The organism is Cypionkella sp. (genome assembly GCF_034376685.1).
In the GTDB taxonomy this organism is placed as follows: domain Bacteria; phylum Pseudomonadota; class Alphaproteobacteria; order Rhodobacterales; family Rhodobacteraceae; genus Cypionkella.
The window spans coordinates 31,225-45,577 of sequence record NZ_JAXMJJ010000029.1; the positions used below are offsets into that span (position 1 = coordinate 31,225).

The 14,353-nt window shown below is 61.8% G+C and carries 8 protein-coding genes; 5 read left to right on the forward strand and 3 right to left on the reverse strand.

Features of this window, described 5'->3' with window-relative positions; all coding sequences use genetic code 11:
* Positions 1-3: 3 nt before the first annotated feature.
* Both U1A24_RS06270 and U1A24_RS06275 read right to left on the reverse strand, forming a co-directional pair.
* The gene (locus U1A24_RS06270; RefSeq protein ID WP_322321117.1) at positions 4-1,356 is read right to left on the reverse strand and encodes a Wzz/FepE/Etk N-terminal domain-containing protein; all 1,353 of its coding nucleotides are present in this window, start codon (positions 1,354-1,356) and stop codon (positions 4-6) included.
* A gap of 3 nt (positions 1,357-1,359) precedes the next feature.
* On the reverse strand, positions 1,360-2,295 hold the full coding sequence (locus U1A24_RS06275; RefSeq protein ID WP_322321118.1) for a CpsD/CapB family tyrosine-protein kinase: 936 nt from the start codon (positions 2,293-2,295) through the stop codon (positions 1,360-1,362).
* A gap of 274 nt (positions 2,296-2,569) precedes the next feature.
* Here U1A24_RS06275 and U1A24_RS06280 point away from each other — a divergent pair, with 274 nt between their 5' ends.
* The gene (locus U1A24_RS06280; RefSeq protein WP_322321119.1) at positions 2,570-3,517 is read left to right on the forward strand and encodes a glycosyltransferase family 2 protein; all 948 of its coding nucleotides are present in this window, start codon (positions 2,570-2,572) and stop codon (positions 3,515-3,517) included.
* Here U1A24_RS06280 and U1A24_RS06285 read toward each other — a convergent pair whose 3' ends face one another.
* On the reverse strand, positions 3,518-4,279 hold the full coding sequence (locus tag U1A24_RS06285; protein ID WP_322321120.1) for a WecB/TagA/CpsF family glycosyltransferase: 762 nt from the start codon (positions 4,277-4,279) through the stop codon (positions 3,518-3,520).
* 128 nt (positions 4,280-4,407) lie between these two features.
* Here U1A24_RS06285 and U1A24_RS06290 point away from each other — a divergent pair, with 128 nt between their 5' ends.
* From U1A24_RS06290 to U1A24_RS06305, 4 genes are all read left to right on the forward strand, one after another.
* On the forward strand, positions 4,408-5,301 hold the full coding sequence (locus U1A24_RS06290; RefSeq protein WP_322321121.1) for an acyltransferase: 894 nt from the start codon (positions 4,408-4,410) through the stop codon (positions 5,299-5,301).
* A gap of 79 nt (positions 5,302-5,380) precedes the next feature.
* Positions 5,381-6,799 (forward strand): hypothetical protein, encoded by a 1,419-nt coding sequence (locus U1A24_RS06295; protein WP_322321122.1) that lies wholly within the window; start codon positions 5,381-5,383, stop codon positions 6,797-6,799.
* Entirely contained in the window at positions 6,799-7,791 is a 993-nt protein-coding gene (locus U1A24_RS06300) for a glycosyltransferase (protein WP_322321123.1), read from the forward strand. The genes U1A24_RS06295 and U1A24_RS06300 overlap by 1 nt, the downstream gene beginning before the upstream one ends.
* 178 nt (positions 7,792-7,969) lie before the next feature.
* Positions 7,970-14,353 carry a type I polyketide synthase gene (locus tag U1A24_RS06305; protein ID WP_322321124.1) on the forward strand — a complete coding sequence of 2,128 codons (6,384 nt, stop codon included), beginning with the start codon at positions 7,970-7,972 and terminating at the stop codon, positions 14,351-14,353.

The window sequence follows — 14,353 nt, forward strand, 5'->3', positions numbered from 1 at the left end:
GCGTCAGCCTATCATGGCGGCCATCAGCACCAGTGCCAGAGTTGTTGCGACAGCGAGCACGGCAAAGCGCGGCAGGCCGAAGATCGGGCGCTTGGGATCGTCGATCAGGCGCAGTGCGGCACTGCCGAGGCGGCCTTTCGGGGCACGGATTTCGGGGATGCAAACCACTGGTTCCAGATCAAGCTGACGGTGCATTTGCGCGGCCGTGCGCACAATCGGTTTGATCAGATCAAGCAGGAAGGCGAGGCCGATGGCGCCGAGCAGACTGGCGATAGCGCCTGCGATGGCGATTTTCTTTTTACCGCCCCCTGTGGGGTATTCGGGCGACAAGGCGCGGTCGAGCAGGGTAAAGCGCTGGGATTGCTGCCGTTCGGCAAGGCGCTGGGTGGTCTGGGCTTCGGCCATGCGTTGGGTGATGGTGTCGTACTGATCCTGCAACTGTTGCAGTTGGCGGTCATATCCGGCCAACACACGCTCTACCTCGGGCGTCGCGGCGAGGGCAGTTTCAACATCCGCCTTGCGGGCGTTGATCGCCGCGATCTGCGCGTTCAGCACGTCTATTTGCGCCGCGATATCGTCGAGGCGGCGTTTGTCGGTTTCGCGTTGCTGCTGTTTGGCGGCGATGGCGGCTTGTTCGCCTTGTAGCCCGACCACTTCTTGCGTGGCCTGACGCAGATCGTCGGTCAGGCTGACGATTTCATCGCGGCGGGCATCAGACAGTGTTGGCATGGCGTCAGCATGGGCGTTTTTATAGGCGGCGACCTCGGCCTCTAGCTTGGCGATCTGATCATAGACGCGGGCTTCTTCCTCTTTGAAGAAGGCGACGTTCTTGTCGGCGCGATCGCGCTGCCCGGCGGCACTTTGATCCAGAATGCCTTGCGCGAAATCATTGGCGAGTTCTGCTGCGGTGTCGGGATCGCCGTAGCGCACCCAGACGATGATTGCCGAGATGTTGCGGGCCTGACCAAAACCTTGGCCAGCGGCGCTGTCGACGGCTTGGAAGGTAACGGCGCTGCGCAGGGCAACGAGTTTTTCGTCGGCGGCGAGTTGCGGCTGATCGACAAAGAGATTGTGGCGCTCGATCATCGCCGTCAAAGCATCCCGAGTGGTCAGGCGTTGCTCGATGGTTTGCAGGATTTGTGCCGCGCCACCGCCATCGGGCTGCGCGCCTTGCGCCGTGGTTTCAGCCACCTGCGCCCCTTCGATCTGGATCACGGCGGCGGATTCGTAGGTATCAGGGCGGGATTTGGCGAAGATCACGGCGGCAAGCAGGCCCGCCACGGTGATCAGGATGATCATCCAGCGACGGCGGAGCAGCAAGCTGACAAGTTCTTCAAGCGACTGAATTTGACCCATGAATTATGTCTTTTTCGCGTAGCGGTAGCGGCCCGCGTTGAAATCCTGCGCGCGGTTCAACACCACGCCCAGCAGCGGAATGCGGCCTTCAAACAACTTCTCGCAGGCGCGGATTTCTTGCGGTGAGGATCTGGTGCCATCGGTGACCAGCAGCACGGCGTCGAGAGAGGGGCCAAGCGCGAGCAAGTCGTCATTCACCAAGGCGGGGGGCAGATCGTAGATCACAACCTCGGGGTCGAGTTGTTCGATCATCGACGCCAGCGCCAAGACGGTGTCAGGATCATGCAGGGTCTCTGACGCTTTCTCAATGGGCTTGGTGTTCAGACCCAGCGCGAGGGTGCGACCAAAGCGGCGGAACTCGCTTTCCAGGGGCTGATCGCCGGCAAGAAACTCGGCAAGGGCGATGTTTTCTTTGACGCCAAGGATTTGCGCAATCTCGGGGTGGCGCAGATCGAAGTCCAGCAGCACAGTGCGGCTGGCGGGGCGACGGGCGAGTGAGAAGGCAAGGTTGGTGGCGACGAAGGATTTGCCACAGCCGTGGGTGGGCGAGGTGACAGCGATGCGCCGCCAGCCTTTTTCGGCCAGACCGCGCAGCAGGCGGGTGCGCAGAATGTCAAATGCCACGGCGGCGGGATGGTCAGAAGCTTCCAGAAACAAACCGTTTCCAGCTTTTGACTTGGGGGCGGCATGAAGCGGGCTGAGCGATTCCCAGACCCGTGCCGGATTGAACAGAGCGGGCAGACTACTGGAAAAGATCTCACGCCCGGTCTGAAGATCGGGGGAAACCTCTTGTGGAGGTGCAGATTGCCCGGTGCGGAACAGCGAAACCCCGGTGGCTTTACCGACTTTTCGGGGGTTGGTTTCGTCGGCAGGCATGGCCGAAAGCTCCAGATCTACGGGGCCACCGGGCCGTGGCGTCAAGATATTGTATCTGCTCATCCGAAAGACATGCTCCGACACCTTTGCGCCAAACACGGGCGCAACCAACACAACAAAAAGCTGCCCTTCAACAGGGGGGAGATGGAAAACCAGACTAGCCGCGCAACGCGAAAGCTTTGGCCAGCACGGATTCGTCCGGGCCCCTGCCCAGAAGGGTGATACATAGCTGAACCTGCCTCAAAATGAAAGACTTGCGGGCCATGCTGCGGGTGCAGCGGGGCATAGCCAAGGCGCAAACATGGCCTTAGATTGTCATAAGTTCAGGGGGCGCTTGATGCAGGATGCGGTGATTGACGCGGTGGTGATCGGGCGCAACGAGGGCGCGCGGCTGATCGCCTGCCTGCGGTCGCTGCAAGGCCGGGTGCGGCGGCTGGTCTATGTGGATTCAGGGTCGTCGGATGGATCTGTCGCGGCGGCGCGGGATTTGGGGGCCGAGGTAGTGGCGCTGGACATGCGGCTTGGCTTCACGGCGGCGCGGGCGCGCAATGCGGGGCTTGCGGTGCTGGATGCGCCAGAGTTCGTGCAGTTTGTCGATGGCGATTGCGAGGTGCAGCCAGAGTGGTTTACGGCGGCTCTGGCGGGGTTTGCTTCGCATCCGGGGGCGGTTGTGGTCTGTGGGCGGCGGCGTGAGCGTTTTCCCGAGGCGTCGGTCTACAATCGTCTGGCGGATGTGGAGTGGGATACGCCGGTGGGGCAAGCGCTGGCCTGTGGCGGCGACGCGCTGATGCGGTTTGCGGCAGTGCAGGCGGTGGGGGGCTATGACGCCAGTCTGATCGCGGGCGAGGAGCCGGATTTGTGCCTGCGCTTGCGGCGGGCCGGGGGCGAGGTTTGGCGCATTGACGCCGAGATGACGCTGCATGACGCGGCCCTGCTGCGGTTTGGCCAGTGGTGGCAGCGGATGGTGCGGGCGGGCTATGCCTATACCGAGGGGGCGGCGCGCTATGGGGCGGCGCCGGAGCGGCATTGGGTTGTTGAGGTGCGGCGGGCGGTTTTATGGGGGATCGCGCTGCCTTTGGGGGTGGTTCTGGCGGGGCTGCTGCATCCGCTGGGCTGGCTTTTGGCGCTGGTCTATCCGGCGCAGGTGCTGCGATTGGCCCGGCGTGGCGGCTTTGCCTGGGGGTTTTTCACGGTCGTGGGCAAGTTTGCCGAAGCGCGGGGGGTGATCAGCTATTGGGGGAACCGGCTGCGTGGGCGCAGGCGCGGGCTGATCGAGTATAAGTAGTCAGCGTAGGTTCAGGGCGGCGAAGATTTGCCCCGGCAGGATGGCAAAGCAAGCGGCATAGCGCGGCAGCATCCGGCGTGGATCGGACAGCGCGCGCCACAGCCACTCCATCGCCAAGGCACGCATCCAGCGCGGCGCGCGGGTCTGGCTACCTGCAAGAAAATCGAGCCCGGCACCGAAGCTGGCGAACCCTGTATGTGGGGCAAGGCTGCGGCCAAGGGCGGCGATGGTCTCTTGCTTGCCAGCGGGCAAAGCGATGACGCAGAAACCGATTTCCGCGGTGGCAAGGCGGGCGAGGATGTTGCGGGCGTCGGGGCCGTGGGGGTCAAAGCCCATTGGCGGGGCGATGGTCAGGGCGACTTTCAGGCCGGGGATCAGCGATTCAAGATGGCTTGCGGCGGTGGCGAGGGCGGCATCGGTGGTGCCGATCAGTGCGACGCGGCAGCCGGACTGCACCGCCAGTTGCACCAGTGGAACGACCATATCGGAACCGGGAACCAGTTCGACCGGGCGACGGGCCAAACGGGAGAGCCAAACGATGGGATTGCCATCGGCCACCACGAAATCTTGTGCAGCATAGATGGCGCGAAACGCAGGCGAGGCGCGCAGTTTCACCAGATGATCAAGGTTGATCGTGGCCAGTGCAAAGCCTTGCCGATCTGCAAAGCGTTGAGCCACCGCTGCCAGCAAGGCGGCGCGATTGGCGATATTCACCGTAATTGTGGTCGTATCAAATCGAAACTGCACAGGACCCTCACGCATCGCCGGATGGCTCGCATAGCAATATGGCCGTAGCGTGGCGGGTCTCAAGGCATATGCGAACACACTGTTTCGCATTTGCAGCATGGAGAGAGTTGCATCGCCAAGCCGTTATGGATTAGCCAAAACCCATGAACAAGACCAGCAGTCATCGTCAATCGGTTGATCTGGCCCGCTTCCTTGCCTGTTTCGGCATCGTGGCGGCGCATGCCTATGCGCTGGAGGACGACTGGGTCGGCCATCTGTCGCTGGGGCTGTTTCTGGTGTTGACCGGATTTCTGGCAATGCAGTCATTTCAGCGTTCGGGTGGGACGTATAATTTCCGCAGTCGGGCGGAGCGCCTGTTGCTGCCGTGGCTGTTCTGGTCGGCGTTTTTCAGGCTGGTTGATCTGAAGGTGTCGGATTCGCCGGACAAGTGGCGGTTGCTGACAGACCCTTGGACGCTGTTCGTCGGATCAGCGATCCATCTGTGGTTCTTGCCGTTTGTCATGCTGGCGATGCTGTTGGTCAAGCCGGTGGGCAGGGCGGTGACAACACCGGGACGGCTGGCTGCGGCATTGATTGCGCTGGTGGTGCTGTCGGTGCCGATGTTCTGGGCGATGCATGTCTACATGCCGCCCGCGCCGTTGACGCAGTGGCTGTACTCGTTGCCGGTTTACGCAATGGGCTTGCTGGTGGGGGTGGCGCATCCGATGGGACGCTCGGTCTGGCCGATGATCGCCGGGGCGGTGATGGCCGTGGGCGCTTATCTGGTGACCGAAGCTGCACCTTGGGCCTGGACGATTTTCGCCGCTGTGCTGCTGTTTGAGGCGTTTTGGCGGGTGCCGATGCAGCACAAATGGTTGCCAAAGCTGGGGCAACTTGCGTTTGGCATTTACCTGCTGCACCCGTTCTTCATGCTGGTGACCTATAAGTTCGCCGGACCGGAAGTTGATCGGTTGGTTGCTACTTTGACCACCTTCGGAATGAGTTGGGTTGCAACGGTGATCTTGCGGCGCATCCCGTTTTTCCTGCGGCTTACCTGAGATGGTCAGCGCGACATTAGCCAGTGCAAACGGTTTGTGCTAAAACGCTGGCATTGCTTACAGAAAGCTGATCAGCGCCGTGGTCTCGCCGAATATCCTTGCCTATCTGATGTTGTTTGTCTGGCCGCTGGTGTGCTGGCAGCTGTGGAAACGGCTGGACCCGGCACGCGCGCTGATCTGGACGGTGCTGGGCGGCTATCTGATCATGCCGCCGCTGACGGTGATCAACTTTCCGATCATTCCCGATCTGGACAAGACCACGATCCCGAATCTGATCGCATGGTATTGTGCGCTGTATGTGGTGCGCGACAAGATCAGCTTCCTGCCCGAGGGGCGGATGGGTAAAGCCCTGATCCTGATGTATATTCTTTCGCCATTCGCCACGGTTTTGACCAATGCCGCCCCACTGATCTTTCCGGGCGGTATGGTGCAGGGCATGAAGATCTACGACTCGGCGGCGGCGGTGGCGAACCAGTTCATCGCTCTGCTGCCATTCTTTCTGGCGCGGCGTTATCTGGGCACGCCCGAGGGCATGCGGGCGATGATCGAGGCGCTGGTGCTGGCCGGGCTGGTCTATTCGGTGCCGATGCTGATTGAGGCGCGGTTTTCGCCGCAGATGAACGTCTGGGTCTATGGGTTCTTCCAGCACGACTTTTTCCAGACCATCCGGCAGGGTGGTTATCGCCCGGTGGTCTTCCTGCCGCATGGGTTGTGGGTGGCGTTCTTTGCGCTGATGTGCCTGATGGCGGCGCTGGTGCGCTTGCGCGACACGACGGCCGAGGTGCGGCCCAGGGCCTTGCTGATCGCGCTGTATCTGGCCTTCATGCTGTATATTTGCAAAAGCGCGGGTGTGACGGTCTATGCCATGTGCTTCGCGCCGCTGTTGATGCTGGCCGGCTGGCGGTTGCAGGTTCTGGCGGCGGCGGCACTGGCGGTTGTTGTGATCAGCTATCCGATTCTGCGCGGGCTGCATCTGGTGCCACTGCAGCAGATCGTTGATTTCGCCGGCGGGTTCAGCGCCGATCGCGCGGGGTCTTTGCAGTTTCGCATCGACAATGAAGAACAACTGTTGGCACGGGCGCAGGAAAAGGCGTTGTTCGGCTGGGGCGGTTATGGCCGGGCCTTCCTGCATGATCCGATCACCGGACAGATGACGACGATTGCCGATGGTGCTTGGGTGATCGTGTTGGGCATCTATGGGTGGCTTGGGTTCATTGCCGACTTCGGGCTGACCGGCTTGCCGCTGCTGATTTTGGGGCGTGAGGCGTTGTCACGGCATGGTTCCGCCATCAGCCGCTATACGGCAGGCGTCGCGGTGATTTTGGCGGCGAACATGGTCGATCTGCTGCCGAACGCCACGCATATCCCGTTCACCTGGCTGATGGCGGGTGGGCTGTTGGGCGTGGCCGAGCAGATGCGGCGCGCGCGTTTGGCTGAAAGTCAGGCTGCGCTGCGCGGCGGCTTGCAGGACGGCAAGCGCAAACGGACGGTGATCTGATGCGGGTGGATGTTGGCGTCTTTGCGCATAACGAGGCCGCGGGGATTGCCGCCATGGTGGCGCGGCTGCTGGAGCAGGATATTTTGCGCGACCCGGTGTTTTCGGTGCGGATTTTGGTTCTGGCGAATGGCTGCTCGGATGAGACAGCCGCACAGGCGCAACGGGATGGCGTCGAGGTGGTCGATTTGCCCGAGGGGGGTAAATCACACACGTGGAATCGATTTGTGCAGGATCTGGCGCGGCGGGATGCCGATGTGCTGGTGTTTGCGGATGCGGATATCGCGTTTTGCGATGCAGGGGCGTTGCGACGTCTGGTGAAGGCATTGGGCGCGCATTGGGTGATCAATAGCCAACCTGTGAAGGACATCGTGGCGCGGCCCGAGGGGCTATCGGGCATGGATAAGATCATCGCGGCGGCGGGTGGCGGTCTGGACGATTGGAAGACCGCGATTTGTGGCCAGCTTTACGCGATGCCGGCGGCCGTGGCGCGGCGGTTTCATCTGCCGATTGGTCTGCCGGTGGAAGATGGTTTTCTGCGCGCGATGGTGCTGACGGATGCGATGACCGGGCCAGAGGATTTCAGCCGGATTGCCGGGGCAGACGGGGTGTTTCACATCTATTCCTCGGAACGCTCGATCAATGCGCTGATCGGGCATCAGACTCGGATCGTGATCGGCTCGGCGATCAATTTCGCGGCTTTTGGCGCGGTGTCGGCGGTGCCTGTGGCGCAGCGGCATGCCGAATTGGCGCGGGCGGCGGGTGATCCGGGCTGGCTTGGGGCTGTGTTGCGCAAGGCTTTGCCACGCTGGCCGTTCGGTTTTGTGCCCGGACATTTCTTGATCAAACGCCTGACACGCGCTGCCGCCACTCCACGCGATCTGCTGCGGCCAAAGCGGCTTTTGGTGACGATCTTGGGCTTTGGCTTTGATCTGGTGGTCTACTGCCGGGCGCAATGGGCGATGTGGCGTGGCACAGGTGTTGGGCATTGGTAGCCGGTTTCGCTGAAACTTTGCCACATCCGAGCCGTATTGTTTCGATAGTGCGGGAATGTTCAAAGGCCTGCACGCTCCATCTCAGAGCGTGCTAGGGTATGAGAACTGTGGATTTTGCGGTAAATTGTTGCGATCTGCCTTGGGGTTTTCGCCTGCGGGCAGCGAGAAAGAGAAGCGCATGAGCGAAGATTTTGACCACTCAAACATCAGCGATAGCGATATCGCCGTGGTTGGTATGGCCGCGCACCTGCCGGGTGCTGCGGATATTGCGACCTATTGGGCCAATCTTGCAGCTGGTGTGGAATCGATCCGTGTGCTGAGCGAGGCGGAACTGCTGGCGGCTGGCGAAAGCCCGGCGCGGCTGCGCAAAGCCAACTATGTGCCCGCAGCGGCAGTGCTGGAAGGGTTTGAACAGTTCGACGCGGATTTCTTCGGCTTCTCGCCGAAAGAGGCCGCGATCATGGATCCGCAACACCGCCAGTTTCTGGAGGTCGCGTGGGAGGCGCTGGAGAACGCAGGACATCCGCCCGAGAATTTTCCCGGTGCGATAGGGGTTTACGCGGGCTGTGGTATGGGCAGCTATTTCTATTTCAACCTGTGTTCCAACCGCGATCTGGTTGATCAGACGGGCATGTTCCTGCTGCGCCATACCGGCAACGACAAGGATTTTCTGGCCACGCGGGTCAGCCATATCTTCGATCTGAAAGGCCCGTCGATCAACCTGCAGACGGCCTGTTCCACATCATTGGTGGCGGTGCATTTCGCCACCCAAGCGTTGCTGAATGGTGAATGCGACATGGCTTTGGCGGGTGGGGTGACGATCGAGTTGCCGCACGCGCGGGGTTATCTGTTCATCGAGGGCGAGATTTTGTCGCCGGACGGTCATTGCCATGCCTTTGATCATCGCGCCGAGGGCACGGTTTTTGGCTCGGGCGCGGGGGCTGTGGTGCTGCGGCGGGCGAAGGATGCGGTGCGCGATGGCGATCATATCTGGGCGATCCTGAAGGGAAGCGCGGTTAACAACGACGGGGCGGCGAAGGCGGGTTATCTTGCGCCCTCGGTTGACGGGCAGGCAAAATGCATCGCCGAGGCGCAGGCGATTGCCGGGGTTTCGGCGGCGGATGTGTCTTATGTGGAGTGCCACGGCACCGGCACCTATTTGGGCGATCCGATTGAGGTGGCGGCGCTGACTTCGGCGTTCCGGCAGACCACCGATGCGGTGGGCTCGTGCCGGATTGGCTCGGTCAAGACCAACATCGGGCATCTGGATACGGCGGCGGGGGTGGCGAGCCTGATCAAGGTGGCGCTGTCGCTGCATCATCGGCAGTTGCCGCCGAGTCTGGGGTATGAGGCGCCGAACCCCTCGATTGATTTTGAGACCAGCCCGTTCAAAGTGAATGATCGGTTGAGTGATTGGGTCAGCGACGGGCCGCGTCGGGCGGGGGTAAACTCGCTTGGTGTGGGCGGGACGAACGCGCATGTGGTGCTGGAAGAAGCCCCTGTACGGGCAGCGGGTGAGGAAAGCCTATGGCCGTTCCAACCGATTGTTCTTTCGGCAAAATCCAAGGGAGGGTTGGATGCCGGAGCCGCGAGGCTCGCTGCGCATTTGCGGGGCAATCCAGGGCAGGATCTGGCTGATGTCGCCTATACCCTGAAAGAAGGCCGCCGCGCGTTTGAAAAGCGTCGGGTGCTGGTGGCGGGTTCGCATGACGAGGCGGCGGTGTTGCTGGAAGGCGGCGATCCGCGCCGGGTGTTTAGCCATGATTTCTTGGGCGACAACCCCGAGGTGGTGTTCATGTTCCCCGGCGGTGGTGCGCAATATGCCGGCATGGCGCGGGATATTTACGCGACGGAGCCGGTGTTTGCAGATTGGATGGATAAGGGCCTTTCGGTTCTGCAACCGAAGCTCGACTATGACATTCGCGCGCTGTGGTTACCGGAACCGGGGACGGAAGCCACTGCGAATGAGCGGTTGAAACGCCCCTCGGTGCAACTGCCGCTGATCATGATTACCGAATATGCACTGGCGCAGTTGTACATGTCGTGGGGGGTGACGCCGACTGCGCTGGTTGGTCATTCGATGGGCGAGAATACCGCCGCCTGCTTGGCCGGAGTGATCGGGTTTGAAGATTGCATCGGTCTGGTGCATCTGCGCGGCACGTTGTTTGATACCATTGCGCCGGGGGGGATGCTGTCTGTGCCGCTGGCTGAGGCCGATCTGCGGCCCTATATCACGGGCGATCTGGATCTCGCCTCGATCAATGCGCCGGGGCTTTGTGTTGTTTCGGGGCCGGATGCGGCATTGCTGGCTTTGGCTGCGGAACTGGCGAAAGCCGATGTGGAAACCCAACGCATCCAGATCGACATTGCCGCGCACAGCCGGATGCTGGAGCCTATTCTCGCACAGTTTGGCGATTACCTCACAAAAATTCGCTTAAGTGCGCCGCAGATTCCAATTGTGAGCAATCGTTCAGGAATCATTCTGACCGATGCGCAGGCGACCAGCCCGGACTATTGGGTGCAGCACCTGCGCAACACGGTAAATTTCCAAGCCTGCATGGCTGATCTGATGGCCGAACCGGGGCGGGTGTATCTGGAGATGGGGCCGGGTCGCGCGCTGTCGTCGCTGGCGCAGGCCAATGGTGTGTCGCAGGGTCAGGTGATCGCGGCGCTGCGGCATCCTGAGCAGAAGATGGCGGATGATGCGTGGCATGTGGCCTCCATCGCGCGCCTGTGGGCTTGCGGCGTTCCGGTGGATTGGGAGCCGATCTGGGGCGGCGCGAAACGCAACCGCGTGGTGCTGCCGACCTATGCGTTTCAGCGCAAGCCGTATTTCATTGAACCCGGAAAGGGTGCGGAAGTTGAGGCCGTGGCGCTGCCCGCGCGGATCGATGACATCGGCCAATGGGGCTGGAAACCGCATTGGCGGCCTGCGGCGACAGGGTTCGACTTTGCCGCGGATTTTGTGGATGCAAAGCCAGAGAGTTGGCTGATTTTTCTGGATACAGAAGGGCTTGGTGCGGAGTGTGCCGTCCGGCTGCGTGCCGCAGGACATCAGGTGACGACGGTGCGCGCAGGCGATGCCTTTGGCCGCGATGGCGAAGGCGGCTATCTGCTGGCCCCGGAGCGCGGCCGTGAAGGCTATGATCTGCTGATCCGCGATCTGGTGGCCAATGGTCACACGCCAAGCCGGATTGCGCATTTCTGGTTGGTGACGCGGGGGATGGATTTCCGCCCCGGATCCAGCTTTTTCCACCGCAATCTGGAGCAGGGATTTTACAGCCTGATGTTCCTCGCCCAAGCGATTGCCGAGGAAAATCTGCCGCGCCCGTTGCACATCACTGTGGCCTCCACCGGGGCGGCGCAAGTGAAATCAGACGCGTTGGCGGACCCCGAAAAAGCCACCATCCTTGGCCCTGCGCGGGTGATCCCGCGAGAGTTGCCGGGGGTGACGGTATCAACCTTGGACCTCGCTTTGCCTGCCGCGCCGCGCCGGGGGGAAGCCACGCTTGGCTCGCTTGCCGAACAGGTATTGGAAGAGCTTTTGGCCGAGCCGATCAGTGCCGTAGCGGCGCTGCGGGGTGAGAAGCGGTATGAACTGGGGCTGAAGGCTGCCAAGATTTCAGAACAAAGCTTCATATTGCCACAAGGCGCGCATGTGCTGATCACGGGGGGCTTTGGTGGTATTGGTCTGACCATCGCCGAAGATCTGATCCACCGCTTTGGCGCAAAAATCACCCTGATCGCGCGGCGCAACCTGCCTGACCGTGGCACTTGGACGAAATTTCTGGCGGCGCATGACCCTGCCAGCCCGATTGCGCGGCGCATTCTTGCGTTGCAACGGCTGGAAGCCTTGGGCGGTGAGGTTTTGGTGGCCCCGGCGGATGTCTGCAATATGGAGGATATGCGGGCGGCAGTCGATGCAGGGGTGAAACGGTTTGGGCCGGTGCGCGCGGTGATCCATGCGGCGGGCGTGGTTGATGACGGGCCACTGATGCTCAAGACGCCTGCGCAGGTGGAAGAGGTGTTCGCGCCGAAACTGCATGGAACGCTGGTGCTGGATCGGTTGTTCCCGGATGGATCGCTTGATTTGCTGGTGCTGTTTGCCTCAACCTCGACGGTGACCGGGCCTGCGGGGCAGATTGACTATGTGGCGGCGAATGAATTCCTGAACGCTTATTCCAAATCACGCAGCGGCGGCAAAACTCGCGTGGTTGCGTTGAACTGGGGCATCTGGACCGGTGTTGGTATGGCGGCAGAGGCTTTGGAGGATCGCACAGGCACTCCCCCTGCGCCACGCCTGCCGATTTCCGCGCCTATGCTGGATGAAGCAAGCTTCGACGCTCAGGGAAATCGGCTGTTTACAGCTTCTTATGGCTTGGATCGTTGGGTGCTGGATGGCCATCGCACCAAGTCGGGGCAGGCGCTGATCCCCGGCACAGGCACGATTGAAATCGCCGCCGAGGCCTTGCGGGCGCAGGGTGAGACAGGTGGATTTGAACTGCGCGATCTGTATTTTTTCCGGCCGTTGGATGTGGCCGAAGGGGAAAGGCGGCAGATCCGGGCAGCACTTTCGCGCACGGATGAGGGCTATGACTTTGAGTTGCGCTCGGGTGTGACGGTGAAGGGGCGCTTGGGTTGGCAGCTGCACGCGCAAGCGCGGGCGATTCCTCTGGCGGCGGCGCCCGCGACGATTGACGTTTTGGCGATTGCCGGGCGCTTGCCCGCAGCGGAGATCGGCGTGGGATTGCGCAGCCCACAAGAGGAACATCTGGCCTTTGGGCCGCGCTGGCGGGTGCTGCACTCGCGCTCGATCGGGGGTGGGGAAGGGTTGGCACGGCTGGCTTTACCGGCAGAATTTGCGGGTGAGACGGCGGCGTGGCTGCTGCATCCGGCCTTGATGGATCTTGCGACTGGCTGGGCGATGGGTTTGATCGAAGGCTACCAACCGGATCATCTTTGGGTGCCAGTATCTTACAGCCGTATCCGCGTGCTGCGACCGCTTCCGGCAGAGATTGTCTCGTGGGTGCGCAATGCGGCAGACAACCGTGCCGGCGCGCCGACGGCGAGTTTTGATGTGACGCTGGCAACACCCGGCGGTGAGGTTTGTGTGGAAATTGAAGGCTTTAACATTCATCGGCTGGAGGGCGGATTGAGCTTTGCCGCCCCCGATCCACGCGAATTGAGCTATGATGACATGGCAGCCAAGCCGGTATCCCCCGCCGAAGAACGGCTGCTGCACGCGTTCAGTCTGGGCATCAAACCCAGCGAAGGGGCCGAGGCCTTTGGGCGGGCCTTGGCTGCGGGTGGCAGCCAGATCATTGTCTCCAGCCTCGATCTGCCCGCGCTGATCCGGCAGACCGCCGAGGCCGAGGCTGCGAAGGTGGAGGGCAAAGCGTTTGAGAGGCCCGATCTGGACACTGCCTATGTCGAGCCGCGCAATGATGTCGAACGCACGCTGGTCGGGTTCTGGCAAGAGCTGCTGGGCGTGGCGCAGGTGGGGGTCGAGGATAGTTTCTTCGATCTTGGTGGCCATAGCCTGATCGCAGTGCGGCTGTTTGCGATGGTGAAGAAGGCGTATCGGGTAGATTTCCCGATTTCCGTGCTGTTTGAGGCCCCGACGATTGCGCGCTGTGCGGCGTTGATTGTCGCGCAGATTGGCGATGTGGGTGGCGATGCCCCGGCGAAATTGTCGGCTCCGGCGCGGCGGTTCACCCATCTGGTGCCGATGCATCAGGGCGAGGGTGGTTCGAGGCAGCCCTTCTTCCTGGTGGCGGGGATGTTCGGCAACGTGTTGAATTTGCGGCATTTGGCACAGCTTTTGGGCGGGGATCGCCCCTTCTATGGCCTACAGGCGCGCGGGCTTTATGGCGATGCTGCGCCGCATACCACTCTGCCGGAAGCGGCGGCGGATTATATTGCCGAGTTGCGTCAAGTGCAGCCCGTTGGCCCCTATATGCTGGGGGGTTTCTCGGGCGGTGGCTTGACCGCTTGGGAGATGGCGCGTCAGTTGGAAGCAGTGGGTGAGACTGTGTCGCTGCTGGTGTTGCTAGACACGCCGCTGCCCGAGAGGCCCGGACTGAAGCGCGCCGACAAAGCCTTGATCAAGCTGGCAGAATTGCGCGCCAAGGGCCCCGGCTATCTGGCTGAATGGGCCCGCAAACGCTGGGCCTGGGAGATGCAGAAACGCCAGCCGCAGGCGACAGCGCCGAGCGATGCGCAGTTTCACAATGCAGCGATTGAGGCGGCTTTCCGTGCTGCTTTGCCGCTATACACCCTACCCACGCGGCGGGGTGCCACGGTTCTGTTCCGACCACCGCTGGACAAACACTGGCAGGTCACGGCTGGAAACTGGGTGTCCGAGGCGAAAGAATATGTCTTCAATGACAATGACTTGACCCGTGCTGCCCCTGCGTTGGAGGTGATCGAAGTGCCTGGAACCCATGACTCTATGGTGCTGGAGCCGAACGTCCGGGTGTTGGCGGCCAAGATGCGGGTGGTGATTGCCACAGCCGAAGCGCAGGCATCGAACATCGTCCCGCTCTCAACCGCGGCGGAATAG

Excerpts from the sequence above, each read along its gene's own strand:
- U1A24_RS06285 (WP_322321120.1), bottom strand. The coding sequence starts at position 4,279 with ATGCGTGAGGGTCCTGTGCAGTTTCGATTTGATACGACCACAATTACG.
- U1A24_RS06290 (WP_322321121.1), top strand. The coding sequence starts at position 4,408 with ATGAACAAGACCAGCAGTCATCGTCAATCGGTTGATCTGGCCCGCTTC.
- U1A24_RS06305 (WP_322321124.1), top strand. The coding sequence starts at position 7,970 with ATGAGCGAAGATTTTGACCACTCAAACATCAGCGATAGCGATATCGCC.
- U1A24_RS06300 (WP_322321123.1), top strand. The coding sequence starts at position 6,799 with ATGCGGGTGGATGTTGGCGTCTTTGCGCATAACGAGGCCGCGGGGATT.
- U1A24_RS06280 (WP_322321119.1), top strand. The coding sequence starts at position 2,570 with ATGCAGGATGCGGTGATTGACGCGGTGGTGATCGGGCGCAACGAGGGC.
- U1A24_RS06275 (WP_322321118.1), bottom strand. The coding sequence starts at position 2,295 with ATGAGCAGATACAATATCTTGACGCCACGGCCCGGTGGCCCCGTAGAT.
- U1A24_RS06270 (WP_322321117.1), bottom strand. The coding sequence starts at position 1,356 with ATGGGTCAAATTCAGTCGCTTGAAGAACTTGTCAGCTTGCTGCTCCGC.